Annotated in this window: 22 protein-coding genes and 1 pseudogene; 16 read left to right on the top strand and 7 right to left on the bottom strand. The window is 59.3% G+C overall.

Translation table 11 applies throughout. The features are described from left to right. Nucleotides 1-167: 167 nt before the first annotated feature. The 4 genes from GJV18_RS15590 to GJV18_RS15575 all read left to right on the top strand — a co-directional run bounded on the left by GJV18_RS15590 (nucleotide 168) and on the right by GJV18_RS15575 (nucleotide 3,072). On the top strand, nucleotides 168-647 hold the full coding sequence (locus GJV18_RS15590) for a LabA-like NYN domain-containing protein (protein WP_160347258.1): 480 nt from the start codon (nucleotides 168-170) through the stop codon (nucleotides 645-647). 3 nt (nucleotides 648-650) lie between these two features. Next, a complete protein-coding gene (locus GJV18_RS15585; protein WP_160347256.1) occupies nucleotides 651-1,277 on the top strand; it encodes a 3'-5' exonuclease in 627 nt (208 codons plus the stop codon). Between the two features lie 95 nt (nucleotides 1,278-1,372). Further along, on the top strand, nucleotides 1,373-1,555 hold the full coding sequence (locus GJV18_RS15580) for a DUF6435 family protein (RefSeq protein ID WP_160347254.1): 183 nt from the start codon (nucleotides 1,373-1,375) through the stop codon (nucleotides 1,553-1,555). A gap of 185 nt (nucleotides 1,556-1,740) precedes the next feature. Next, complete coding sequence (locus tag GJV18_RS15575; RefSeq protein WP_160347252.1) at nucleotides 1,741-3,072, top strand: DEAD/DEAH box helicase; 1,332 nt, start codon at nucleotides 1,741-1,743, stop codon at nucleotides 3,070-3,072. 185 nt (nucleotides 3,073-3,257) lie between these two features. On the opposite strand, the gene GJV18_RS15570 is transcribed toward GJV18_RS15575, so the two are convergent. The 3 genes from GJV18_RS15570 to pilB are packed head-to-tail and all read right to left on the bottom strand — an operon-like array spanning nucleotide 3,258 to nucleotide 7,058. Next, nucleotides 3,258-4,127 (bottom strand): prepilin peptidase, encoded by an 870-nt coding sequence (locus tag GJV18_RS15570; protein ID WP_407692367.1) that lies wholly within the window; start codon nucleotides 4,125-4,127, stop codon nucleotides 3,258-3,260. 3 nt (nucleotides 4,128-4,130) lie between these two features. Beyond that, nucleotides 4,131-5,351 carry a type II secretion system F family protein gene (locus tag GJV18_RS15565; RefSeq protein WP_160347248.1) on the bottom strand — a complete coding sequence of 407 codons (1,221 nt, stop codon included), beginning with the start codon at nucleotides 5,349-5,351 and terminating at the stop codon, nucleotides 4,131-4,133. Between the two features lie 3 nt (nucleotides 5,352-5,354). Beyond that, a complete protein-coding gene (gene pilB, locus GJV18_RS15560; protein ID WP_160347246.1) occupies nucleotides 5,355-7,058 on the bottom strand; it encodes a type IV-A pilus assembly ATPase PilB in 1,704 nt (567 codons plus the stop codon). A gap of 235 nt (nucleotides 7,059-7,293) precedes the next feature. On the opposite strand from pilB, the gene GJV18_RS18785 reads away from it, so the two are divergent. From GJV18_RS18785 to GJV18_RS15535, 5 genes are all read left to right on the top strand, one after another. Next, entirely contained in the window at nucleotides 7,294-7,479 is a 186-nt protein-coding gene (locus GJV18_RS18785) for a prepilin-type N-terminal cleavage/methylation domain-containing protein (RefSeq protein WP_160347244.1), read from the top strand. A 26-nt stretch (nucleotides 7,480-7,505) separates the two neighbouring features. Beyond that, nucleotides 7,506-7,946, top strand: a complete 441-nt coding sequence (locus GJV18_RS15550; RefSeq protein WP_160347241.1) for a hypothetical protein — start codon at nucleotides 7,506-7,508, stop codon at nucleotides 7,944-7,946. 177 nt (nucleotides 7,947-8,123) lie between these two features. Beyond that, on the top strand, nucleotides 8,124-8,924 hold the full coding sequence (locus tag GJV18_RS15545; RefSeq protein WP_233280199.1) for a hypothetical protein: 801 nt from the start codon (nucleotides 8,124-8,126) through the stop codon (nucleotides 8,922-8,924). 1 nt (nucleotide 8,925) lies between these two features. Next, nucleotides 8,926-9,762, top strand: a complete 837-nt coding sequence (locus tag GJV18_RS15540; protein WP_160347676.1) for a hypothetical protein — start codon at nucleotides 8,926-8,928, stop codon at nucleotides 9,760-9,762. Continuing rightward, complete coding sequence (locus GJV18_RS15535; RefSeq protein ID WP_160347239.1) at nucleotides 9,762-10,676, top strand: ABC transporter ATP-binding protein; 915 nt, start codon at nucleotides 9,762-9,764, stop codon at nucleotides 10,674-10,676. Before GJV18_RS15540 ends, GJV18_RS15535 begins: the two co-directional genes overlap by 1 nt. A gap of 75 nt (nucleotides 10,677-10,751) precedes the next feature. Here GJV18_RS15535 and nadC read toward each other — a convergent pair whose 3' ends face one another. Then, on the bottom strand, nucleotides 10,752-11,600 hold the full coding sequence (gene nadC, locus GJV18_RS15530; RefSeq protein WP_160347237.1) for a carboxylating nicotinate-nucleotide diphosphorylase: 849 nt from the start codon (nucleotides 11,598-11,600) through the stop codon (nucleotides 10,752-10,754). Between the two features lie 392 nt (nucleotides 11,601-11,992). On the opposite strand from nadC, the gene GJV18_RS15525 reads away from it, so the two are divergent. The 3 genes from GJV18_RS15525 to ampE all read left to right on the top strand — a co-directional run bounded on the left by GJV18_RS15525 (nucleotide 11,993) and on the right by ampE (nucleotide 15,876). Then, nucleotides 11,993-14,311: a DUF1631 domain-containing protein gene (locus tag GJV18_RS15525; RefSeq protein WP_160347235.1), complete on the top strand. Its 2,319-nt coding sequence runs from the start codon at nucleotides 11,993-11,995 to the stop codon at nucleotides 14,309-14,311. Between the two features lie 174 nt (nucleotides 14,312-14,485). After that, complete coding sequence (gene ampD, locus GJV18_RS15520; RefSeq protein WP_160347233.1) at nucleotides 14,486-15,049, top strand: 1,6-anhydro-N-acetylmuramyl-L-alanine amidase AmpD; 564 nt, start codon at nucleotides 14,486-14,488, stop codon at nucleotides 15,047-15,049. Then, nucleotides 15,046-15,876 (top strand): regulatory signaling modulator protein AmpE, encoded by an 831-nt coding sequence (ampE, locus tag GJV18_RS15515; RefSeq protein ID WP_160347231.1) that lies wholly within the window; start codon nucleotides 15,046-15,048, stop codon nucleotides 15,874-15,876. The genes ampD and ampE overlap by 4 nt, the downstream gene beginning before the upstream one ends. Here ampE and GJV18_RS15510 read toward each other — a convergent pair. Then, nucleotides 15,873-16,775 (bottom strand): ROK family protein, encoded by a 903-nt coding sequence (locus tag GJV18_RS15510; RefSeq protein ID WP_160347229.1) that lies wholly within the window; start codon nucleotides 16,773-16,775, stop codon nucleotides 15,873-15,875. The genes ampE and GJV18_RS15510 overlap by 4 nt on opposite strands. Before the next feature lie 253 nt (nucleotides 16,776-17,028). Between GJV18_RS15510 and GJV18_RS18945 the strand changes: the two are divergent. After that, nucleotides 17,029-18,162, top strand: a pseudogene (locus GJV18_RS18945) (HAMP domain-containing protein); the annotation flags it as partial. Between the two features lie 150 nt (nucleotides 18,163-18,312). Next, complete coding sequence (locus tag GJV18_RS18940; RefSeq protein WP_407692369.1) at nucleotides 18,313-19,026, top strand: methyl-accepting chemotaxis protein; 714 nt, start codon at nucleotides 18,313-18,315, stop codon at nucleotides 19,024-19,026. A gap of 48 nt (nucleotides 19,027-19,074) precedes the next feature. On the opposite strand, the gene GJV18_RS15500 is transcribed toward GJV18_RS18940, so the two are convergent. After that, a complete protein-coding gene (locus GJV18_RS15500) occupies nucleotides 19,075-19,854 on the bottom strand; it encodes a TatD family hydrolase (RefSeq protein ID WP_160347219.1) in 780 nt (259 codons plus the stop codon). Between the two features lie 48 nt (nucleotides 19,855-19,902). Between GJV18_RS15500 and GJV18_RS15495 the strand changes: the two genes are divergently transcribed. After that, complete coding sequence (locus GJV18_RS15495; protein WP_178113464.1) at nucleotides 19,903-20,289, top strand: endonuclease domain-containing protein; 387 nt, start codon at nucleotides 19,903-19,905, stop codon at nucleotides 20,287-20,289. Nucleotides 20,290-20,505: 216 nt separating this feature from the next. Here GJV18_RS15495 and GJV18_RS15490 read toward each other — a convergent pair whose 3' ends face one another. After that, nucleotides 20,506-22,089, bottom strand: coding sequence for a peptide chain release factor 3 (locus GJV18_RS15490; protein ID WP_160347217.1), 1,584 nt, complete (start codon nucleotides 22,087-22,089; stop codon nucleotides 20,506-20,508). Between the two features lie 490 nt (nucleotides 22,090-22,579). Here GJV18_RS15490 and GJV18_RS15485 point away from each other — a divergent pair, with 490 nt between their 5' ends. Continuing rightward, the gene (locus GJV18_RS15485; protein ID WP_160347215.1) at nucleotides 22,580-23,743 is read left to right on the top strand and encodes a type III PLP-dependent enzyme; all 1,164 of its coding nucleotides are present in this window, start codon (nucleotides 22,580-22,582) and stop codon (nucleotides 23,741-23,743) included. The last annotated feature ends 30 nt before the right edge of the window (nucleotides 23,744-23,773 follow it).

Raw genomic sequence — 23,773 nt, 5'->3', positions numbered from 1 at the left:
AAACGAAACCCGGCGAAAGATGAGAATAGCGGCTCGGTGCGATTGATGCAGCCCCGCGGCCAACGGCTGCCGCCTGGTGCTGGCCTGGGCATTTAACAGGCTGTTAGCGCCGGCGAAGCAACGCCTTCTGGCATACTGGCCGGCGTTTAGCCTTTTGAGGATTGCCGGTGAAGAAGATCGCCGTATTCGCCGATGTCCAGAACCTCTACTACACGGTGCGCCAGGCCTATGGCTGCCACTTCAACTACGCCGCCCTGTGGGCCGATATCAGCCAGCACGGGCAGATAGTCGAAGCCTATGCCTATGCCATCGATCGCGGCGATGCCAAGCAGCAGCAGTTTCAGCAGATCCTGCGCAACCTGGGTTTTAACGTAAAGCTCAAGCCCTATATCCAGCGCAGCGACGGTTCGGCCAAGGGCGACTGGGACGTGGGCATTACCATCGACCTTATGGAAGCCGCCGCCCGGGTCGATCAGCTGGTTCTGGCCTCCGGTGACGGTGACTTCGATCTGCTTCTGGAGCATGTGCGCAGCCGCCATGGCGTCGAGGCCGTGGCCTATGGCGTGCCGGGGCTGACCGCGCAATCGCTGGTGCGTGCCGCCAGTCGTTATGTGCCCATCGAGGGCAACCTGTTGTTGAGAAACTGACCCATGCTGGCCGACTCCATCGCCGTACTCGACTTCGAAACCACCGGCCTGTCACCGGCGCAACAGGCCCGTGCCACCGAGATCGGCGTGGTCATAGTCGAGGGTGGGCAGATCGTCGCGCGCTACCAGAGTCTGATGAACAGCGGCGCCTGGGTGCCGCCCTTTATCGAGCAACTTACTGGTATCAGTAACGCCATGTTGCGCAGCGCCCCGCCAGCCGCTCAGGTGATGGCGGAGGTGGCGGACTTCGTCGGCGAGCGCCCGCTGCTGGCACACAATGCCAGTTTCGACCAGAAGTTCTGGGATGCCGAGCTGACTCGGGTGCATCGGCGTCGGTTGCAGCCTTTCGCCTGTTCGCTGCTGCTGGCGCGGCGTCTGCTGCCCCAGGCCCCCAGCCATAAGCTGGGCAACCTCAATCAGTGGCTCGGCCTGCCCAGTACCGGCCAGGCTCACCGCGCTCTGGCCGATGCGGAAATGGCGGCCAATCTGACCTGTTTTATGGCCACCTTGCTACGCGAGCAGCACGGTATTGCCGAGGTGAGTCACGACCTGCTCTGCAGTCTGCAGAAAGTCCCTGCAGCGAAGATGGCCCAGGCGCTGGAAAAGCTACGCGGGCAGCCGCACAGCTGATTTATTGCCTTGTTACATCTGTGCCCTGCGGCGCCTGCGCCCATGTCTTAAGCTGCCCTGGCGCCTATGTCGGCGTGAGCGATGAGGCATGCAGCATGTTCAGTTGGTTCAAGCGCGACCCGGTGAAAACCCTGCGCAAGCAATACAGCGCCAAGTTGGAAGAAGCCATGCAGGCCCAGCGCAATGGCGATATCCGCAGTTACGCCATGCTCAGCGAGGAAGCCGCAGCCTTGTGGGCGCAACTCGAAACCCTGGAAAAAGCTGCGGCCGAATCCTGATGCCCTGCGTTTAGCCTCCGGCCTGACGCGGTCAGTCCCCTCGACCCTTGGAGGAGAGGGGGCTGTATTGAGTTTCTGAATGTAGGCATCCGAACCTTTCCGGCACCCGCAATTGAACGGCGCGATGGCCTGCCAGGCAGGATAAACTGTGCCCTATCATCTTCTGGTTTTCTGCGGTAACCCCTATGACCTTTGCCTCCCTCGGCCTGATCGAGCCTCTGCTGCGCACCCTCGATGGCCTCGACTACACAACTCCCACGGCGGTACAGGCCCAGGCTATCGGGCCGATTCTCAAGGGCCGTGACCTGATGGCGGCCGCGCAGACCGGTACCGGCAAGACCGCAGGTTTTGCCCTGCCAGTGCTGCAGCGCCTGATGCAGGAAGGCCCCCAGGTGGCCAGCAACTCGGTGCGCGCCCTGGTGCTGGTGCCGACCCGTGAGCTGGCCGAGCAGGTACAGCAGAGTATCCAGACCTATGGTCAGCACCTGCCTCTGCGCAGCTATTCGGTGTATGGCGGGGTCAGCATCAACCCGCAGATGATGAAGCTGCGCAAAGGCCTGGATGTGCTGGTGGCCACGCCGGGGCGCTTGCTCGACCTGTACCGGCAGAATGCAGTCAAGTTCAATCAGCTGCAGGTGCTGGTGCTGGATGAGGCCGATCGCATGCTCGACCTGGGCTTCTCCAAGGAGCTGGATGAGCTGTTCTGCGCCCTGCCGAAAAAACGCCAGACCCTGCTGTTTTCCGCCACCTTCTCCGAGGCCATTCGCGGCATGGCGCGCCTGATGCTGCGCGACCCGCTGTCCATCGAGGTCAGCCCGCGCAACGCTGCAGCCAACACTGTCAAGCAATGGCTGGTGCCGGTGGACAAAAAGCGCAAGAGCGAGCTGTTTCTGCATCTCTATCAGAGCAAGAAGTGGAGCCAGGTACTGGTGTTCGTGAAAACCCGCAAGGGTGTCGACGAGCTGGAGGCCTATCTGCAGCAGCACGGCATCAGTGCCGATGCCATTCATGGCGACAAGCCCCAGGCCACTCGCCTGCACGCGCTGCAGCGCTTCAAGGATGGCGAGATCAAGGTGCTGGTAGCCACCGATGTGGCAGCCCGCGGCCTGGATATCGACGATATGCCTTTGGTGGTCAACTTCGACCTGCCGATAGTCGCCGAAGACTATGTGCACCGCATCGGCCGCACCGGGCGCGCGGGGGCCACAGGCCAGGCCGTGTCGCTGGTGTGTGCCGATGAAGTGCAGCACCTCTCGGCGATTGAAAGCCTGATCCAGCAGGTGTTGCCCAGGGTCGACGAACCTGACTTTATCCCCGATCACCGCGTGCCGCAGACGGTGGCAGGCGGTCTGGTGGTGAAGAAGCCGAAAAAACCGAAAAAGCCCAAGGTAGTCGGCGGCGGCAAGGGCGGCAGCCTGGGCCGCTGGCTGGAGGCCGATGAGCCAGCTGCGCCCGCAGTCAAAGCCGTGCGCAAGGTGCCAAGCTTTGGCGGCAAGCCCAAGGCTGGGCGCAAGTAAAGGAAGGCGCCTTGCTGGGTGCAGGAGCCAGCTTGCTGGCGATCAAAGCGGGCCAGGAGTCGATTCATCGGGTTGTCAGCCCAATAATGTGACCACGCCACGACCAACACCCTCTCCCGTTTACGGGAGAGGGTTGGGGAGAGGGGCTTTTGATCCAGGCCGGGCTCGGCTTAGCGCATGAGGTTTTAACGAAACCCCACCACCTGCAGATAACCCGCAGTGATCTGCTCACCCCAGAGCAGCGCAATCCAGCCGGCGATGGCCAGGTACGGGCCAAAGGGAATTGGTGTGCTGGTATCACTGTTGCGCAGCCGCAGCATGATAATGCCCAGCACCGCGCCAACCAGGGAAGACAGCAGAATGGTCAGCGGCAATACCTGCCAGCCGCCCCAGGCGCCGAGCATGGCCAGCAGCTTGAAGTCGCCATAGCCCATGCCTTCCTTGCCGGTAATCAGCTTGAACAGCCAGTACACCGACCACAGACTCAGGTATCCGGCTACTGCGCCCCACAGGGCGTCTTCCAGACTGGTAAACAGAGCAAAGCTGTTGACGATCAAGCCCAGCCACAAAAGCGGCAGCACCAGGGTATCAGGCAGCAACTGGTGATCGGCATCGATCAGGCTCATGGCCAGCAGGCCCCAGGTCAGCAGCAGCATGGCCCCAGCCTGCCAAGAAAAGCCGAAATGCCAAACCACATAGGCCGACAGCAGCCCACAGGTCAGTTCCACCAAGGGGTAGCGCAGGCTGATGGGGCTCTTGCAACTGGAGCACTTGCCGCGCAAAAAGAGGTAGCTCAGTAGCGGGATATTCTCCCAGGGCCGGATCTTATGGCCACAGTGCGGGCAGCGGGAATCGGGTAACACCAGATTGAAGGTTTCGCCTTGCGCTTCAGCCGGCAGCTCCAGTATTTCCCGGGCCTGCACCCGCCAGTCCCGCTGCATCATGATAGGTAGGCGGTAGACCACTACGTTAAGGAAACTGCCAAGCAACAGGCCCAGCACCAGCCCAACAAAAACCAAGGCCGGCAAATTGCCGGCCAGGAATTCTATGATCATCAATTAGCCTACCACTGCACCCAGCTGGAAGATCGGCAGGTACATGGCCACGATCAGGCCGCCGACCAGCACGCCCAGAACCGCCATGATCATGGGTTCCATCAGGGTGGTCAGGTTGTCCACGGCGTTATCCACCTCGGCCTCGTAGTATTCGGCAGTCTTGTCCAGCATTTCGTCCAGGGAGCCGGCCTCTTCACCGATGGCGGTCATCTGTATTGCCATGCTGGGAAACACGCCGGTGGTACGCATGGAGAAGTTAAGCTGGGTGCCGGAGGAGACATCGTTGCGAATCTTGGCCACCGCCTGGCGAAAGACCACATTGCCGGTGGCGCCTTCCACCGATACCAGGGCCTCAACCAGCGGGACACCGGCTGAGAAGGTGGTGGACAGTGTGCGGGCAAAGCGCGCGACCACAGCCTTGTAGAGAATATCGCCCACGATAGGGGCCTTTAGCAGGCTGCGGTCAATAAAGTCGCGAAATTTTTCCGAACGTTTATGGGCTTCTTTGTAGCTAAAGCCTATTAGGAAAAAGCCTAGAAGATACAGGTACCAGACCTCTTGCAGATTGCGCGACATATTTACAACAACCTGGGTAAAAGCCGGTAACTCGGCACCAAAGCCCTGGAATACCGCCTCAAACTGCGGCACCACCTTGATCAGCAAAATGGCGGTCACAATAATCGCCACAACGATAACCGAAATGGGGTAGGTCATGGCCTTTTTGATCTTGGCCTTGAGTGCTTCGGTCTTTTCCTTATAGGTGGCGACTCGGTCCAGCAGGGTTTCCAGGGCGCCGGATTGTTCGCCTGCGTCCACCAGGTTGCAGTACAGATCATCGAAAAACAGTGGGCGGGTACGCAGTGCGGTGGCAAAGCTGTTACCGGCGGCTACCTCCTGTTTGATATCGTCAATCAGCTTGCGCATATTGGGGTTTTCAAAGCCCTCGCCGATAATATCGAAGGACTGCAGCAAGGGCACACCGGCCTTCATCATGGTCGCCATCTGCCGGGTAAACAGGGCGATATCCATGGGCGTAATTTTTTTGCCTGCGCTAAACAGCGGCTTGGGCTTTTTCTTGACCTTTAGCGGGTTGATGCCCTGCTTGCGTAGCTGAGCCTTGACCAAGGCCGGGTTCTGGCCATTGAGCTCGCCCTTGATTCTGGCGCCTTTTTTATCGGTGCCTTCCCAGGCAAACACGCTTGTGGTTGGAGCTTTGGCCGCCATGGGTTAGTCCTTGGTTACGCGGTTGACTTCTTCAAGGCTGGTAATGCCCTGCATGGCCTTGAGCAGCGCCGAGGTTCTTAGGTCATTAAAGCCGTCTTTGCGCATCTGCATTGAAATATCAATGGAGTTGCCTTCTTCCATAATAATCCGTTGCAGGGCAGGCGTGTTTTTAACCACTTCATAAATACCGACACGGCCCTTGTAGCCGTTATTGCAGTTTTCACAGCCTACCGGCCCGTAAAGCTTGAACTTGCCGATCTGATCCTCCGGGAATCCCTCCTCAAGCAGGGCTTCCTTGGGAATCTGCACTTCCTTCTTGCAGCTGCCGCACAGCTTGCGCGCCAGGCGCTGGGCGATAATCAGGTTGACCGAGGTCGCGATGTTAAAAGAAGGCACGCCCATATTGCGCAGGCGGGTCAGGGTTTCTGCTGCGCTATTGGTGTGCAGGGTGGACATCACCATGTGTCCGGTTTGCGCCGCCTTGACCGCAATGGAGGCGGTGTCCAGGTCGCGGATCTCGCCGACCATGATAATGTCCGGGTCCTGACGCAAAAAGGCTTTCAGCGCTGCGGTAAAGTCCATGCCCTGCTTGGGGTTGACGTTAACCTGGTTGATGCCCTCCAGGTTGATCTCTACCGGGTCTTCGGCGGTGGAGATATTCACGTCGACAGTGTTGAGGATATTCAGGCCGGTATACAGGGAGACCGTTTTGCCTGAGCCGGTGGGGCCGGTGACCAGAATCATGCCCTGGGGCTGTTTGAGGGCGGTCATATACAGGTCTTTCTGCGACTCTTCATAGCCGAGGGCGTCGATGCCCATCTGCGCACTGGCCGAGTCAAGAATTCGCATCACGATCTTCTCGCCCCACAGTGTGGGGCAGGTGCTCACGCGAAAGTCGATGGATTTGCTTTTGGAGATGCGCATTTTAATGCGCCCGTCCTGGGGCTTGCGCCGCTCGGAGATATCCAGGCCGGCCATGACCTTGAGGCGTGCAGAGATACGCGGCGCCAGCTGGATCGGTGGGCGGGCAATCTCCCGCAAAATACCGTCGGTACGAAAACGCACTCGATAGCTTTTCTCGTAGGGCTCAAAATGCAAGTCCGATGAGCCGCTTTTAATGGCGTCCAAAAGCATCTTATGGACAAAGCGCACCACCGGCGCATCGTCTGCAGAATTACCATCGCCTACATCCTTGTCATCCTCGGAGACAGCCTCGACATCCATGCCATCCAGGTCAACATCGGCCAGATCTTCCATGCCGCTTGAGCCACCATCGAAAAACTTCTCGATGGCATCACCCAGCTTATCGTCCTCCACCAGCAGCGGTTCGGTGGTCATGCCGGTGGAAAACTGAACGTCGGTGACCGCCTGGTGGTTAGTTGGGTCGGAGACGCCAACAAACAGCTTGTTGCCACGCTTGAATAATGGCAGCACCCGATGCTGGCGAATCAGCTTTTCGCTGACCAGATCCCTGGGTTGGCTTTCCTTATCCAGGGCGTGAAGGTCCAGGTAGGCCATGCCGAATTGCTCGGCAGCCACCTCGGCTACGGCGCGGCTGGTGGCCAGCCTGTTCTGCACCAGGTAAGACACCAAGGGGATTTTATTACGCACAGCCTGGGCATGGGCCTGGGTGGCGGCGCTTTCGCTAAGCAATTCGGCATTGACCAGTTGCCGGGCTAGGCCGGTTAGATTGGGGGCGTCGCTCATAGTTATACGGTGCTTATAAGCTAGATTGGATTGCTGTGTTATAGCTCATATTCTGATGCAGCCCAAGCAGGCTGGAGTGGGGTGACAAAAAAGGGCGGTTCTGGGCGCTCAGTGGTTGGGGGCTTTTTGCCATCAATGTCTAAGGCCGCTACCAGGCGCTGATTGCAGTGTTGGCACGCTATGTGCTGGTAAGAAATCAGGTCGCTGACCTTAACCACAATATGGAGTTCACTCAATGAAGTCTCTCAAAAAGCAAAAGGGTTTTACCCTGATCGAGCTGATGATTGTAATCGCCATCATCGGTATTCTGGCCGCCATCGCTATTCCGCAGTTTAACGAATATCGTGCTAAAGCCAACGATACAACTGCAACTGCAGACGCGAAAAACAACATCACAGCAGTTATTTCTAACCTGCGCTAAGCCTGGGTAGATATAGGAGATAGACCATGAAAAAATTTATTTTGGCGGCTGCTGGTGTGTGTGCTTTGGTAGGTTCTGGTGCGGCTTCTGCGATTGACTTGGGTGGTGGTACCAACGAAATCCTGATGACGGATTGCACACTTCTTGCTAATGACATCAATCTTATTGTTTCTAATAATGTTGTTGGTGCTGTTATTTGTGACGCTGGTACTGGTTTCGCCGCTGTTAGCTTGTGCCATACCAATGGTCAGACTAACTCGCGTAGCGCGGTCGTAACAGCCGATGCAGATGGTAATACTACCTGTACGATTACTGCTGATGAAGACTGTGTAGAAACTGTAGAGGGCTCCTTGTTCCCAAGTGCATCTTCCCGTTTCGGCACCGTTAGCGGCCAGTTTCCGGGTGCTGCATGTGCGGTAGCAGCTGCTACTGGGATTGCAACCACGCAAGCAGCAAATGCTGATTGATGTGTGATTTCCAGTGAGTGTAGGTGTATCTTATAGATAGCCTGTTTTAGTAGAAAAAAGGGAGGGCGCAGCCTTCCCTTTTTCTATAGCTGCCTGTTGTTTTTAAAGATGGCCATTTAGTGTTTTAAATTTTTATTTTGTAGGCGTTATTTTGGGGTTTCTGCTTGAGTGTTTAGTATGAGTGGTTTTTATAGTGCGATTTCTCTGGCTCTTAAGGCAAGGTTTATTTTTTTAGCTTTTGGTACTTTCCTTGTTGTCGCTTTGGCAATGTTGATGTCGTCTTTATTTAGTGGACGACAACCTGCAACCGTGGCTTTGGATGTTGGGTTGTCAATTACCCGTTTGCTTTTTCCTTTGTTGATTGTACTGCTGGTTCAAGAGCTGCTTTCGAGGGAGTTTGATAAGCGCTACTATCTTACTTCGCTGAGTTATCCTCATGCGCGAAATCATATTTTATTTGCACGAGTAGCTGCAGTGATATGCTTGGTGTCAGGCGCGCTTTTGTCATTGGGCTTGTTTCAAATATTTCTGATGCGATTCTTTGAGGCTATCTATCCGCAGGCCACTCAGGTTGATTTGGGGGTGGCATACTGGACTGTGATTGCCTTTGTTTTTGTGGACTTTTTAGTTTTGATTGCGGTTGCAAGCTTATTGGCTGTGGTGGCCTCGACGCCCAGTTTTGTACTGATTGGCACCTTCGGGTTTATGCTTGTGGCCCGCTCTTATGGTGCAATAATTGAATTACTTGGAAGTGGAGCAGGGCTAGTTGCTGATCCGGATGCATATCGAGCAGGTCTTGGCGTGCTAGGTTACTTATTTCCGGATCTGGGGGGCTTAGATGTGCGTATGTTGGCCCTTTATGGTAAGTCGGAATTTCTTCCTTCAGACTGGCATTGGTTGATTCTGAGCTGTTTGGGCTATGCCATTGCGCTTTTGGCTATGGCAGTGTGGGCGTTACAACGTAAGCGTTTTGCCTGATATGCGTAATTATCGACATTGGTCTCTATTTCCGGTTGTATTGGGCTTTTTTATTTTCTCCGCTTTTTCTCAGTTGCGTGCTTACTCACCTAATTTTGTCGAGCCTGTTGCTGGGGGGCGTGTAGTTATTGTGGCGCCCGTTTTACTGGCGTTATTTGGTGGGGATCGCTTTTTGGCTGCCAATTTGGAAACCTTTCGGCTGGCCGCCACGGGCGTCGGTTGGGGGCAAGCTGATACTGGCTACCTTGTTCGTGCTCAGTATGAAGTGGCGCGTTTAAATGCATGCCATGAGGACAACTACTACCTGGCCAATGGCTTGCTGACATGGGGGGGCGCTGAGCGTGAGGGCAATGCAGTACTTAAGCGTGCCAGTAACTGCCGCTTCTGGGATGAACTTCCGCCATTTTTCTATGGCTTTAATAAGTTCTTTTTTGAGCGTGACAAGAAAACTGCTGCCGAGTATTTGAACATGGCTGCGCAGCGTTCCACGCGCAATGCGGCCGGCTTTCGTAAACTCGCCATTATGCTGAAGGTCGAAGATATTCAGGATGAGCGAGTTGCTCTTGAGTTTTTGCAGGGCGAGCGCGACCAGGCCAAAGACCCCAAGTTGAAGGATATGCTAAGCAAGCGTGCAGTTCGCCTGGAGGGTTTGGTGGCATTGCGTGAGGCGCAGCGCCAATATGAAAAACAAGGGGCTGTGCTACAGGACCCACAACAATTGCTGGACGCTGGTTTGTTGCAAGCCTTTCCAGAAGATCCGCTTAGGCTCGGTTACGAATTTATTGATGGGCGCTTTATGCTGAAAAAGCTGAAGGTCGCTGGTGTGGAGGATCGGTAGTGTCGGCGGCTCTTGAGTTCCATGGCGTCAGCCATACCTTTCGCGGCAAGGGCAAGGAGGTTCACGCTCTGCGCGATGTCAATCTAAGCGTCACCGAGGGCGAAGTCTTTGGTTTTGTTGGGCCTAATGGTGCAGGCAAGTCCACCACCATCAAGGTGATGCTGGACATTATCAATGACTATCAGGGCAAGGTAACGATCTACGGCGTAGACGCGCGCAAGGCCGAAGCTCGCCAGCCGTTGGCCTTTGTGCCGGAGGCGCCGGCGCTGTATGAGCAGTTTACCCCGCTGGAAATTCTGCGCATGGGCCTGTCCATGTATGGCATCAAGCGCCGCGATGCTGATGCCTGGTGTATGCAGTGGCTGGAGCGGTTTTCCGTGGCGCAGAATGCCAAGCGACGCATTCGTGAGTTGTCCAAGGGCAATGTGCAGCGCGTGGCCCTGGCCCATGCCATGGTGGTGCAGCCGAAATTGCTGGTGCTGGATGAGCCGCTGTCGGGCCTAGACCCGGTAGGGCGCAAGGATGTGGTGGATATCCTGACCGAGTTCAAGCAGCAGGGTGGCGCCATCTTCTTTACCTCCCATGTACTACATGATGTGGAGCGTATTGCCGATCGCTTTGGTTTTATCAACAAGGGCGAGCTGCTGACCGTGCGCTCGCCCCGGGAGCTGGCCGCCGAGCGGGCGGATCAGATGCTGGTGCGTTATCACGCCGAGCACCCGCTAAGCGCCGATGGCCAACAGCTACGCCTGGGGGAGTATGAGTGTGAGGTGATGCAGCAGGCGCTGCCAGGCTTTATTGAACACCTGAATCAGCAGGGTGGTCATTTGCTTACGGTTAAGCCTGCGGTATCTCTGGAAACCGTCTTCTTCAATATCCTCGATCAGGCTGCTGCCCATAAGCAGTCAGCCTGATTGCCTGCTGTAAGAGAGTATTGTGTAGGGCGGATAGCGCGCAGCTTATCCACCCCTTGGCGCAGATGGGTGCGCTTACAGGCTTAGGCGCATCGACAGATCAATCGCCTTCACATCCTTGGTCAGCGCGCCGATGGAGATATAGTCCACGCCGGTTTCTGCGACGCTGCGCAGCGTCTGGTCATTGATGCCGCCAGAGGCTTCGAGCTTGGCGCGGCCGTTGGTGATGGTCACGGCTTCACGCATTTCATCCAGGCTCAGCTCATCCAGCATGATGATATCGGCGCCAGCGTCCAGGGCCTGGCGCAGCTCGTCGAGGCTTTCCACTTCCACTTCCACCGGCTTGCCCGGGGCGATCTGCTGGGCGGTGTGTACTGCCTGGGCGATACCGCCGCAGGCGGCGATATGGTTTTCCTTGATCAGAAAGGCATCAAACAGGCCGATGCGGTGGTTATGGCAGCCACCGCAGGTGACGGCGTATTTCTGCGCCAGGCGCAGGCCGGGCAGGGTCTTGCGCGTGTCGAGCAGCTTGACCCCGGTGCCCTGCACCAGGTCGGCGTAGTGTCGACAGCGGGTGGCCACGGCGGACAGGGTCTGCAAAAAGTTCAGGGCGCTGCGCTCGCCGCTGAGCAGGGCGCGGGCCGGGCCTTCCAGGGTGAAAAGCTTCTTGTCGGCACTGACCTGCTCGCCATCCTGTACATGCCAGTGCACGGCAACCCGCGGATCGAGCTGACGGAAGACTGCATCAACCCAGGCTGTGCCGGCGATCACCGCGGCTTCGCGGGTGATGATGGTGGCCTGGGCCAGACGGCTCTCGGGGATCAGCTGGGCGGTGATATCGCCGCTGCCGATATCTTCCGCCAGGGCGTGGCGGACATTGGCTTCGATCTCTTGGCCGAGCTCGGCGAGGGTCAGGTTGGGCATGGCGACTCCGGCGCTGGCGGGCGCAGCTCTGTAGAGGTATGCGCCGGCGGGGTAAGGACAATGGCGGGATTATAGGGGGTCGTGTTGTTCACTGCAGCGGCTTTGCGGGCTGATGGCTCGGCCGCCTGCCCGCAGCTATGCTGCATGGGTGTGGTTCTTCTGCTGCTAGCGGATTCCCGGTTGGGTGGTTTGCCGTTGGGAAGCTGGGTGAGCCTATCTGTGACCTGGGTCATGTCTGTGAGCAAAGTCGGCTTGGTGTGGGCAGGTGCAGCCCTATAATGACTTTACTTTTTTGGTTGTTGACGCCAGGCCTTTGACGTTACGGATGACGCCCAGTGGATCGTTGTGCAGACCGCAGTGCCCAGGCAGGGGCTGTTTGCAGGAGAATCGCAATGAAGACTGATGCGAATGTGGTGCCCCTGACCAAGGCGGCCCCTGAGCATTCCTCCAACCCAGTGGTAGGAAGACTGCCTGTGGCGCTTATTCAACTGCGTGACAAATCAGCACTCCAGCTCAAGGCGGCGCTGCAGGCACTGTTCGATAATGCTGATGACACGCTGTTTGATATGGCGGATCGGGCCACCAGCAACAATGAGCAGAACGCCTATTTCGAGACCATGCGTGACCTGCGCTTGAAGCGCAAAAATATCGAACGGGGTTTTCTGCAGAAGCTTTTTGAGTCCTTTACCGCCTTGACCCAGTATGAGGTCGAGAAACCACCTGTGTTGACGGCCATGTCCTTCGACAGCCTGTCGCTGGTGCGTGAGGATGAGCTGGAAGAATCTGTGGCGCTGGAAGCCATGGTAGCCAAGGTGCTGAGCCGTGATGGTACGGCGCTGGGGCAGTTGACCACTCGGATCAATACACTGATCAGCAAACCGCTGGATGAGAAGACGAACCCGATCGGCCCTAATGCGCTTTGCGGCTTCTTCATCGAGGCATGCAGCAGCCTGGGAGTGGAGATTCGGGTCAAGCTGATCATTCTCAAGTTGTTTGAGAAGTACGTGTTGGGTGATCTCGACCAACTGTATGCCGATGCCAATCAGACGCTGGTGGCTGCGGGTGTTTTACCTGAGCTACCGGCGGTGGCAACGCAGCGGCGCAATCCGGGACGTACTGCGTCTGGCAGTACTCGTGAGGCCGATGCGCCTGCCAGCCCTGGGGCAGTGGGGGGCGGGGACTACAGCGAGCAAGACGTGCATGAGGTGTTTGGAGCCTTGCAGGGGCTCTTGGCTAATGCGCGCGGGGGCGCTTTGCCGCGTCGCGAGCGTCCAGTCGATGCCATGCCGATCAGCAGCAGCGATCTGATGCGCCTACTGTCCCATATGCAGCAGCGTGCGCCGGCTCAGGCCAGTGATGATTTCGATCTGCGTGAGCAGCTCGAGCAGCTGCTTACACGCGCCAGTGCCAAGAGCGGCAAGACGCGAGTGGTCGGTGAGGTGGATGAAGATGTCATCAATCTGGTGTCGATGCTCTTTGAGTTCATCCTGGATGACCGCACCTTGCCAGATTCGCTCAAGGCCCTGATCGGACGCTTGCAGATCCCCATGCTGAAGGTGGCGGTGATCGACAAGACCTTCTTCAACCGTGGCAGTCATCCGGCCCGGCGTCTGCTCAACGAGATCGCCTCGGCTGCACTGGGCTGGGTCGATCAGGACGATGCCAAGCGTGACAGCCTGTATCAGAAGATCGAGCAGGTGGTGCAGCGACTGCTTAATGACTTCGTCGATGATCCGCTGATTTTCTCTGAGCTGCTGGCGGACTTTATCGCCTTTACCGGTGATGAGCGGCGCCGCAGCGAGTTGCTCGAACAGCGTACCCGTGATGCCGAAGAGGGCAGTGCCAAGGCCGAAATGGCCCGGCGCGAGGTGGAGCAGGCGCTTAATGAGCGGTTGCTCGGCAAGACCCTGCCCGAGGTGGTGGTGCGCCTGCTGCAGGAAGCCTGGAGCAAGGTGTTGATGCTGGCCTGTCTCAAGCATGGCGTGCACTCGGATGAGTGGCGCGCGGTGCTGGCCACCATGGATGATCTGATCTGGAGCGTGGAGCCCCATGATGATCCCGAAGCCCGTATGCGCCTGCTGGAGCTGGTTCCTGGACTGCTCAAGGCACTGCGCGAGGGTATGGCCAGTGCGGCATTCGACCCCTTTGCCACGGGTGAATTCTTCAATCAGCTGGAAGTGCTGCATGTGCAAGCCTTTCAGCGTTTCAAGCGCAACCTGGCGGAGGATCCGGCCGAGGCGACGGCCCATGTCGCTGAGCCTGAGTTGAAGCAGGTTCAGCCTGAAGTTGCCGCTGTGCTGCCGTTGTTGGAGTTGCCACCTGAAGTTGTCGAGCAAGAGCCTGCCATGCTGGAAGTGGTCGAGGAGATCGTCCTGTCCGCGCCAGGGGCCAAAGCAGAGTCGGAACCCGAGCCGAGTTTGGCCGATGACGATGAGTCCCTGTTGCAGGTAGATGCCCTGCATGTCGGCAGCTGGGTGGAGTTTCAGGAGGATGAGGAACACAAGCTGCGCTGCAAGCTGGCTGCCGTGATCAAACCCACCGGCAAGTACATCTTCGTCAACCGCACCGGCATGAAAGTGCTGGAGAAGACCCGCATGGGGCTGGCGGTGGAGTTCCGTCGGCAGGCCATTCGCCTGCTGGATGACGCATTGCTGTTTGATCGTGCCCTGGAGTCGGTGATCGGCAATCTGCGCAAGCTCAAGGGGGCTTGAGCCTGATGTAGGCGCCAGCTTGCTGGCGACGTACTCACCCATCACCAGCAAACGGGCTCCTGCAATCGTCGTTGAAACGCTTGGCCTGCGCAGCATGCTTTTGTTGCCAGGTTTTTTCGCCGCGCCATGCCAGGCTGCGGGCTGCTAAAGTGGGGCCTTGTTCAGGGAGCCTCTATGCAGCTTGATCCTCTCAGTGGCTGGGTGAGCGATATCCGTCACTGCCCATCCCCCAACTTCAATGCCCGGCCCCAGGGGGAGGTATCCCTGCTGGTGCTGCACAACATCAGCCTGCCGCCCGGGCAGTTCGGCACGGGCCAGGTGCAGGCGTTCTTTCAAAACCGCCTGCCAATTGCCGAACATCCTTATTTCGCCACCATTGCCGAGCTGCGGGTGTCCGCGCATTTTCTGATCGAGCGCGATGGCCAGGTTATCCAGTTCGTCTCCTGTAATGACCGCGCCTGGCATGCCGGGCAGTCACGTTACGGCGAGCGGGAGAATTGCAATGACTTCTCCATTGGTATCGAACTGGAGGGCACCGATGACTTGCCCTATGGTGACGCCCAGTATGCGGCGCTGACGCAGCTGATCCAGACATTGCAACTGGCCTATCCTGCTTTGAGCAATCAGCAGATCTGTGGCCATGTGGATATTGCGCCGGGCCGCAAGACCGATCCGGGCCCCGCATTTGATTGGCCGCGCCTGTTGGCGGCATTACAGGATGTACAGGAGGAAGCATGAGTTTTCTGGTATTGCTGCTGGTGCTGTGGGTCGAGAAGTTTTCCGCCTGGCGCCAGCGTGTGCAGCAGGATGGCCCCTGGTTGAAGCTGCTGGTGCACTGTGAATCACGCTGGTCGGGCAGCCCCTGGTTGGCACTGGCGCTCCTGGTACTGGGGCCGCTGCTGGTATTGGCGCTGGCTCTGCTGCTGCTCGACCCCTTGGCCTATGGCTGGCTGGCCCTGCCCGTGCACCTGTGGGTGGTGATCTACAGCCTGGGGCGGGGCGACCTGCAGGCGGCCCTGGGGCCGTTTCGCGACAGCTGGCGGCGCAGTGATGCCGAGGCGGCTTACCTAGTGGCGCGGCGCGACCTGAATGTCGATGCAGACAGCGAGAGTGAATTGCTGCAACGGGTTCAGGGGCATCTGTTGTGGCAGGCCTATCAGAGCTTCTTTGCGGTGATCTTCTGGTATGCCCTGCTTGGGCCCCTGGCGGCACTGGCCTATCGCCTGCTGGCCCTGAGCGCTGAGCATGCCGGTCAGGAGGCGCTGCGTGAACGAGCCGTGCAGCTGCGCCATGCCATGGACTTTTTACCTGTGCGGGTACTGGCAGCGGCCTTTGCCCTGGTGGGCAATTTCTCCGCAGTCAGCCGCGCGCTGCTGCACGAGGTGTTGAGCTGGGATATTTCTGCCGCGCAGCTGGTGATCAGAGCCGGCCGCGCGGCCGATGAAACCCCGGAGCCTCGCCTGGGCGAGGAGGGGGTCAGTACCCTGGATGGTTTGTGGCAGCTGCTGGTGCGTTCGGCGGTGCTCTGGTATGCGCTGCTGGCGGTCTGGACTCTGCTGATCTAGCAGGCCTCCGCGAGGGGCCACAGCCAGGCGGCGCCCCGAACGCCGCTTGAATCACCATGCCTGGCCTGCAGCAGGCGCGTATTGACCTGATCCGAGAATACATAACGGCCAAGCAGAGGCGGCACTTCCCGGTACAGGGCCTGGATGTTCGACAGGCCGCCGCCCAGCACGATGACCTCCGGGTCGATCAGGTTGATCACCGAGGCCAGCCCCCGCGCCAGTTGATCGCAATAGCGCAGCAGTGCCTGGCGTGCGACCGGCTCCTGCTCTGCGGCGCAGGCCAGCGCCGATGCATCCAGGCCGACGCCGCTGCGGGCGGCCCAGCCGGGGCCGCTGAGAAAGGTTTCGATGCAGTCCTCCTTGCCGCAATAGCAGCGCCGGCTCGGGCCATCACTGACGGTACGCCAGGGCAGGGGGTTATGGCCCCATTCGCCGGCAATGGCATTGGGGCCGCTGAGCAACTGGCCGTGCAGCACCAGGCCGCCGCCCACACCCGTGCCGAGAATGACGCCAAACACGCTGCTGGCTCCTGCCGCGGCACCGTCGCGGGCCTCCGACAGCGCGAAGCAGTCGGCATCATTGGCCAGGCGCACCGGGCGCTGCAGACGCTGCTCAAGATCACCCTGCAAATCGTGGCCGATCAGGCAGGTGGAGTTGGCGTTCTTGATTCGTCCGTGATCCGGTGAGCGGGTGCCGGGGATGCCAACGCCGACAGTGCCGCGGGCGTTCAGCTGGCGCTCGGATTCTTCGACTAAGCTGGCAATAAGCGCCAGGGTTTGCGGGTAATCGCCCTGGGGTGTGGGCGCGCGTTTACGCAGACAGGGCTGGCCGTTGCGCAGGGCGATGATCTCGACCTTGCTGCCACCCAGGTCAATACCGAGATTGAGAGTTGTGCGCATCATTAACCTTAAGTTACAGAGGTGAGAGTCGATAAGAGGTATATATGGCACCCAGCTCGGCCGTATTTTTGTGACATGGGTCACGGTTATCTGCCTATATTAACCGTGCCTATCTGGGTGCCACAGGTCGAGCGGCAAGGGACAAAGAAAAGCCGCTCTGCGATTCTAGACGGCCCTGCATGCCCCCTTGCATGACAATAATTAGAACTGGAGACGTCCTGTGAAGACCGTGTTGTATCCGGCCATCGCGCTTATGAACCGCCTGAGTTTTGGGATGAAATTCACCCTGATCAGTGTGCTGTTCTTTCTGCCCATGTTCGTCACCAACTTCTATCTGGTGCGCGACTCCTACCGCCAGTTTGTCAATACCCAGGCCGCTCTGGAAAGCATCGACCTGCTGGGTGAAAGCCTGACGCTGCAACGCAGTCTGCAGGACTTTGCCGACCTGGTCGAAATCAATGCCATGATCGGGCAGTCCGGTCAGGCCGGGGATCTGGAAAGCCGGATTACCAAGCTCCAGGGACAGATTGCCGAAACCTTGCAGAATCTTGCCCCCGTGGCTCGGGACGCCGAGCAGGTTGCTGAATTCAATGAGCTGCGCGAAGCCTTGCAGGCCGAGCTGCGCGCGGTGCAGAACGAAACCTCGTTACAGGGCAAGATCGCCCTGGCGGAGAAGCTGCTGGGCAGCTCCCAGGTGTTTATCAAACTGGTTGCCAGCCAGGCCGGTCTCAGCCAGGACCGCCAGCGTGAGGTGCGCCAGCTGACCGAGCTGGTAACCGTGGTGACGTCTCAGGTTACTGCCGCGCTTAGCGAGGGGCGTGTGCTGGGGGCCTATTCCCTGGGGCAGGGCTTCCTCAACTCCTCGGCCAGCACCAAGTTCGACGAGTTGCTGCTGGAACTGGAAAAACTCCATGGCAGTTATGGTCTGGCCCTGCAGGAGTCCCTGGCCAGTAGCCCGGAGGCCCGTAGTGCGCTGAGCACCCTGGCCAACGACAGCCAGCAGACCCTCAAGGACAGCGCGGTAATGTTCGAGGATCAGGTGGTGATCGCCGATTCCCTGGACACCCCCTGGTTGCAGTTCTACGAGGCGGTCAGCGCCTCCATGGCCAAGACCTATGCGCTCAATGATGCGGTGCTGGTGCTGCTGGATAAGCAGCTGGACGTGCGCCTGGAAGAAAATCGCGTGCAGATGATGCTGCTGGTGGTGGCTCTGGTGGTGGTGTTCCTGCTGATTGTCTACCTCTATGGCGGTTTCTTCGTCTCCACCCGCACCACGCTGCATAGCCTGGGTCGGGTGATGAACCAGGTGGCGGCCGGCGATATGACCGTCAGCTTCAAGCCGCAGAGCCAGGATGAACTGGGCGAGCTGGGGCAGGTATTCAACGAGACCGTGGTGAAGATCAATCACCTGATTCAGCGGGTCGGGCAGACCGTGGTCGAGGTCGAGCACCAGTCCGGGCGGGTGGAGCAGGTGTCGGCCGAGAGCAACCAGGCGGTGACCGGGCAGCGCAGCCAGATCGAGCAGGTGGCCACCGCCATGAACGAAATGTCCGCCACCGCTCAGGAAGTGGCACGCAGCGCCGCCGCTGCGGTGGACAGCGCCCAGAGTGTGAATGACGAAACCGTGACCGGCCGCGCCCTGGTTGAATCCCAGGTCGGCAGCATCCAGCGGCTGGCCGGTGAGATCGATCAGTCGGTGGCGGTGATCAACCAGCTGGCCACGGACAGTGCATCCATTAGCCAGGTGCTGGATGTGATCAAGGGCATTGCCGAGCAGACCAACCTGCTGGCGCTGAATGCCGCCATCGAGGCGGCGCGGGCCGGTGAGCAGGGCCGTGGTTTCGCCGTGGTGGCCGATGAGGTGCGCAATCTGGCCAAGCGTACCCAGCAGTCCACTGAAGAAATTGAAGCGATGATCAGCAAGCTGCAGGGCGGTGTCGGTGCAGCGGTGAAAGCCATGGGCGCCAGCCACAAGATGGCTGACAGCACCGTCAGCGAGTCGTCCAAGGTGCAAGCGGCCCTGGACAATATCCTCGGCGCGGTGGGCATGATCGTCGATCAGAACCAGCAGATCGCCACTGCGGCCGAAGAGCAGACCGCGGTGGCCCAGGATATCGACCAGAATATCGTCGAGATCAATCAGGCCGGTGAACAGGCTGCCGAAGGCGCCAGCCAGACGGCCCAGGCCAGCCGTGAGCTGTCGCTCCTGGTCAGCCGTCTGAAGGAGCTGATTGGCGCGTTCCGCGTGTAAATCGCGCGATACCTTGACGAAGCCCGCCATTTGGTGGGCTTCGTCGTTTCAGGGCCAGCCGAACAGGGTGCGGGCGTTCTGGCTGCTAGCCTCGGCCAGCTCGTCCGGGCTTATGCCGCGTAGCTCGGCCAGGGCGGCGCAGATAGCGGGCAGGTATTCCGGGCTATTGCGCTGGTTGGGGTACATGGCCGGGGCCATGTCCGGCGAATCGGTTTCCAGTACCAGGGCCTCCAATGGCAGTTGCGCCACTACCTTGCGCAGGCGCAAGGCCTGGGGCCAGGTGGGTGCACCGCCCAGGCCGAGCTTGAAGCCCAGCTTGATATATTCGCGGGCCTCCTCAAGGCTGCCGGAAAAGGCATGGATGATGCCGCCGCGCGCTGGCTTGAGGCGCTTGAGGGTGGCGATGGTTGCAGCATGGGCGCGACGCACATGCAGCAGGGCGGGCAGTTCGAGCTCCATGGCGAGCCTGAGCTGGGCTTCGAACAGCTGTTGCTGCTGGCTGCGATCCAGTTGTTCGAGAAAGTAATCCAGGCCGAATTCGCCCACCGCGCACAGTTTTGGCTGGCCGGCCAGGCGCTGCAGCCAGTCGTGCAGCTCATGCAGGTGTGCCGGTTGGTGTTGGTCGAGATAGACCGGGTGCAGGCCAAAGGCGGCATACAGGTCATCCTCGGCCTGCACCAGATCCCACAGGCGCTGCCAGTTGGCCTGATAAACCCCCAGTACCACTAGCTTCTCCACCCCCTGCGCCCGGCTGCGCGCCAGCACCGCGGTGCGGTCGGCATCGAAGTCGGGGAAGTCCAGGTGGGTGTGGGTATCGATCAGGTGCATGGGCTAGGGTTATCCGTAAAGGACGCTGTGCAGGGAGCAGGGTAGCTTATGGACAGGCTGTTGCGGGAGCGCGCCAGGGCGCTGCGGCGAGAAATGACGGATGCGGAGGGTTGTCTGTGGCGGCAACTGCGCGGTCACCGCTTTATGGGGCTGAAGTTCAAGCGGCAAAAGCCTTTGGGTCGTTACATCGTGGACTTCGCTTGCCTGGAGATAGGTCTGATCATTGAACTGGATGGTGGTCAGCATACTGGGCAGGTGGCTTATGACCAGCGGCGTGATTTATGGCTACAAGAGCAGGGGTTTACCGTGCTGCGCTGCTGGAATCATGAGGTGCTGCAGCAAATGGATGCGGTTCTTGAGCAATTGCGGTTATGGGTGGAGCAAAAGCAGCCCTCTCCCCCAGCCCCTCTGCCGCAAGCGGGCGAGGGGAGCTAATCTCGGTGCTTGTGGGATTGGCGGGTAGGCCAAGGATCGTGAGGTTGATCGGCTCTCGATGGCTTACAGCACCCGCAGGCGGGCGAGGGGAGCTAATCGCGTTGTTTGTGGGGAGCGGCGGTTTAGCCAAAGTCCGCGAAGTTGATCGCGGATTGAAGGTTTGTCGCGGTTGGCCCCCTCTCCCGCTGGCGGGAGAGGGTTGGGGAGAGGGTGCGGTTAGTGATGCTCGCGCGTGGCGCGGAACTTCACATCTGGCCAACGCTCTTCCATCAGGCTCAGGTTGACCCGGGTCGGGGCCAGGTAGGTGAGGTGGCCGCCGCCGTCGATGGCGATGTTTTCCACGGCCTTGTTCTTGAATTCTTCCAGCTTCTTCTTGTCGTCGCACTCGATCCAGCGCGCCGACCAGACGCTGATGGGCTCATAGGCACACTCCACCTTGTACTCCTCCTTGAGGCGGCTGGCGACCACGTCGAACTGCAGCACGCCCACGGCGCCGAGGACGATGTCGTTGCTGCGCTCGGGGAAGAACACCTGGGTGGCGCCTTCCTCGGCCAGTTCCTGCAGGCCCTGGCGCAGCTGCTTGGATTTCAGCGGGTCCTTCAGGCGCACGCGGCGGAACAGTTCCGGGGCGAAGTGCGGGATGCCGGTAAAGCCCAGCACTTCGCCTTCGCTGAAGGTGTCGCCGATCTGGATGGTGCCGTGGTTGTGCAGGCCGATGATGTCGCCGGCGAAGGCCTCGTCCAGGTGCTCTCGCTCGCTGGAGAAGAAGGTCAGGGCATCGGCGATCTTCAAATCCTTCTTGATCCGCACATGGCGCATCTTCATGCCCTTTTCGTACTTGCCCGAGCAGATGCGCATGAAGGCGATGCGGTCGCGGTGCTTGGGGTCCATGTTGGCCTGGATCTTGAACACGAAGCCGGTGAACTTCTCCTCGGTCGGCTCCACCACCCGCTCGTGGGCGGCGCGGGCCAGCGGGCGCGGGGCCCAGTCGACCACGGCGTCGAGCACCTGATCGACACCGAAGTTGCCCAGGGCGGTGCCGAAGAACACCGGGGTCATCTCACCCTTGATAAAGGCTTCCTGGTCGAACGCGTGGCAGGCGCCCTGTACCAGCTCCAGTTGCTCGACAAAATTGTCGTACAGGTCGCCCAGGTGGGCGCGGGCCTCATCCGAGTCGAGTTTCTCGATCACCTGGGTCGCGGTGCGCTCGTGGCCGTGGCCCGGGGTGTAGACGATGATCTTGTCCTGGCTGAGGTGGTACACGCCCTTGAAGTCGCGGTAGCAGCCGATCGGCCAGGTGATGGGCGCGGCCTTGATATTGAGCACCGCCTCGATCTCGTCGAGCAGTTCGATCGGGTCGCGGATATCGCGGTCCAGCTTGTTGATAAAGCTGACGATGGGCGTGTCGCGCAGGCGGCACACATCCATCAGGGCGATGGTGCGTGGCTCCACACCCTTGCCGCCGTCGAGCACCATCAGGGCGCTGTCCACCGCGGTCAGGGTGCGGTAGGTGTCTTCGGAGAAGTCTTCGTGACCGGGGGTGTCGAGCAGGTTGATCATGTGCTCGCGGTAGGGGAACTGCATCACCGAGGTGGTGATGGAGATGCCGCGCTGCTTTTCCATCTCCATCCAGTCGCTGGTGGCGTGGCGGTCGGATTTGCGCGACTTCACCGTGCCGGCGACCTCGATCGCCTTGCCCATCAGCAGCAGCTTCTCGGTGATGGTGGTCTTACCGGCGTCCGGGTGGGAGATGATGGCGAAGGTGCGGCGCTTGGCGACTTCGGCGGCCTGAATGCTCATGTGGGAAACCTGTCGACGCTGTAGTCGGTCTGTCAAAAAAGGCGGCGATTATAACGGTAAACGCGGCGCCGCGCCGGACGCTATGGCCAGGCGGTCGAGCCGGCCGGAAACGGGCTTTTGTGCAGCATTCCCGGACGTTTTGTGTTGAATATAAAACGATCAATCGGGTAGGCGACAAAACCCTGTAAAAGCCCGGCATTTTTGGTTGATCTACGCTGCGCATGGTCTTAAAGTCCGCGCCCGAACGTCCATGCTGGCAACGATCCATCCGGCTCAAGTACTGACGACGAGAGGTTGCGGCTCTGCCTGATAAAGAGCGGCAATCATCGGCGACATGCCTTGGGAAGTAGGCGAACCAAAGTGGGGAAACTGATCAGACGTTCTGCCCGTGCGGGTTAACCGCCGAGCCACCCCCGACACGTAATGGAACCTGTGCCCGGTTCCATTGCCCGAATCAATGTGTTTCTGGTTTTGCCACTGGAGTGACCGCATGTCGATCAAGATCGAAGATTTCTACGCACCCGCCACTTTTAACCGCATGAAGGCCTTTGCCGATCAGCACGAAACCCCCTTCGTGGTGATCGATACCCAGATCATCAGCAAGGCCTACGATGACCTGCGCGCCGGTTTCGACTTCGCCAAGATCTACTACGCAGTCAAGGCCAACCCGGCGGTGGAGATCATCAACCTGCTCAAGGAAAAGGGCTCCAGCTTCGATATCGCCTCCATCTACGAGCTGGACAAGGTGATGGGCTGCGGCGTTGGCCCCGAGCGCATCAGCTACGGCAACACCATCAAGAAGTCCAAGGACATCCGCTACTTCTATGAGAAGGGCGTGCGCATGTTCGCCACCGACTCGGAAGCCGACCTGCGCAATATCGCCAAGGCCGCGCCAGGCTCGAAGGTCTATGTGCGCATCCTCACCGAAGGCTCCACCAGCGCCGACTGGCCGTTGTCGCGCAAGTTCGGCTGCCAGACCGATATGGCCATGGACCTGTTGATCCTCGCCCGCCAGCTGGGCCTGGAGCCCTATGGCGTGTCCTTCCATGTGGGCAGCCAGCAGCGCGATATCGGCGTGTGGGACGCGGCCATCGCCAAGGTCAAGGTGATCTTCGAGCGCCTCAAGGAAGAAGACGGCATCGTCCTCAAGATGATCAATATGGGCGGCGGCTTCCCGGCCAACTACATCACCCGCACCAACAGTCTGGAAACCTATGCCGAGGAAATCATCCGCTTCCTCAAGGACGACTTCGGCGACGACCTGCCGGAAATCATCCTGGAGCCGGGCCGCTCGCTGATCTCCAACGCCGGCATCCTGGTCAGTGAAGTGGTGCTGGTGTCGCGCAAGTCGCGCACCGCCGTGGAGCGCTGGGTCTTTACCGACGTGGGCAAGTTCAGCGGCCTGATCGAAACCATGGACGAGGCCATCAAGTTCCCCATCTGGACCGAGAAGAAGGGCGAGATGGAGGAGGTGGTGATCGCCGGCCCGACCTGCGACAGCGCCGACATCATGTACGAGCACTACAAGTACGGCCTGCCGCTCAACCTGGCCATCGGTGACCGCCTCTACTGGCTGTCCACCGGCGCCTACACCACCAGCTACAGCGCGGTGGAGTTCAATGGCTTCCCGCCACTGAAGGCCTTTTACCTCTAAGGCCTGAAGAAGGCCTGAGGTCATCCGTAG

The sequence above is a fragment of the Pseudomonas xionganensis genome (assembly GCF_009763245.1).
GTDB lineage: Bacteria > Pseudomonadota > Gammaproteobacteria > Pseudomonadales > Pseudomonadaceae > Aquipseudomonas > Aquipseudomonas xionganensis.
Note: the sequence above shows the minus strand (reverse complement) of the source record. Positions and strands in the feature narration are given on the sequence as shown.

Excerpts from the sequence above, each read along its gene's own strand:
- GJV18_RS15585 (WP_160347256.1), top strand. The coding sequence starts at position 651 with ATGCTGGCCGACTCCATCGCCGTACTCGACTTCGAAACCACCGGCCTG.
- GJV18_RS15580 (WP_160347254.1), top strand. The coding sequence starts at position 1,373 with ATGTTCAGTTGGTTCAAGCGCGACCCGGTGAAAACCCTGCGCAAGCAA.
- GJV18_RS15575 (WP_160347252.1), top strand. The coding sequence starts at position 1,741 with ATGACCTTTGCCTCCCTCGGCCTGATCGAGCCTCTGCTGCGCACCCTC.
- GJV18_RS15570 (WP_407692367.1), bottom strand. The coding sequence starts at position 4,127 with ATGATCATAGAATTCCTGGCCGGCAATTTGCCGGCCTTGGTTTTTGTT.
- GJV18_RS15565 (WP_160347248.1), bottom strand. The coding sequence starts at position 5,351 with ATGGCGGCCAAAGCTCCAACCACAAGCGTGTTTGCCTGGGAAGGCACC.
- pilB (WP_160347246.1), bottom strand. The coding sequence starts at position 7,058 with ATGAGCGACGCCCCCAATCTAACCGGCCTAGCCCGGCAACTGGTCAAT.
- GJV18_RS18785 (WP_160347244.1), top strand. The coding sequence starts at position 7,294 with ATGAAGTCTCTCAAAAAGCAAAAGGGTTTTACCCTGATCGAGCTGATG.
- GJV18_RS15550 (WP_160347241.1), top strand. The coding sequence starts at position 7,506 with ATGAAAAAATTTATTTTGGCGGCTGCTGGTGTGTGTGCTTTGGTAGGT.
- GJV18_RS15545 (WP_233280199.1), top strand. The coding sequence starts at position 8,124 with ATGAGTGGTTTTTATAGTGCGATTTCTCTGGCTCTTAAGGCAAGGTTT.
- GJV18_RS15540 (WP_160347676.1), top strand. The coding sequence starts at position 8,926 with ATGCGTAATTATCGACATTGGTCTCTATTTCCGGTTGTATTGGGCTTT.
- nadC (WP_160347237.1), bottom strand. The coding sequence starts at position 11,600 with ATGCCCAACCTGACCCTCGCCGAGCTCGGCCAAGAGATCGAAGCCAAT.
- GJV18_RS15525 (WP_160347235.1), top strand. The coding sequence starts at position 11,993 with ATGAAGACTGATGCGAATGTGGTGCCCCTGACCAAGGCGGCCCCTGAG.
- ampD (WP_160347233.1), top strand. The coding sequence starts at position 14,486 with ATGCAGCTTGATCCTCTCAGTGGCTGGGTGAGCGATATCCGTCACTGC.
- ampE (WP_160347231.1), top strand. The coding sequence starts at position 15,046 with ATGAGTTTTCTGGTATTGCTGCTGGTGCTGTGGGTCGAGAAGTTTTCC.
- GJV18_RS15510 (WP_160347229.1), bottom strand. The coding sequence starts at position 16,775 with ATGCGCACAACTCTCAATCTCGGTATTGACCTGGGTGGCAGCAAGGTC.
- GJV18_RS18940 (WP_407692369.1), top strand. The coding sequence starts at position 18,313 with ATGAACGAAATGTCCGCCACCGCTCAGGAAGTGGCACGCAGCGCCGCC.
- GJV18_RS15500 (WP_160347219.1), bottom strand. The coding sequence starts at position 19,854 with ATGCACCTGATCGATACCCACACCCACCTGGACTTCCCCGACTTCGAT.
- GJV18_RS15495 (WP_178113464.1), top strand. The coding sequence starts at position 19,903 with ATGGACAGGCTGTTGCGGGAGCGCGCCAGGGCGCTGCGGCGAGAAATG.
- GJV18_RS15490 (WP_160347217.1), bottom strand. The coding sequence starts at position 22,089 with ATGAGCATTCAGGCCGCCGAAGTCGCCAAGCGCCGCACCTTCGCCATC.
- GJV18_RS15485 (WP_160347215.1), top strand. The coding sequence starts at position 22,580 with ATGTCGATCAAGATCGAAGATTTCTACGCACCCGCCACTTTTAACCGC.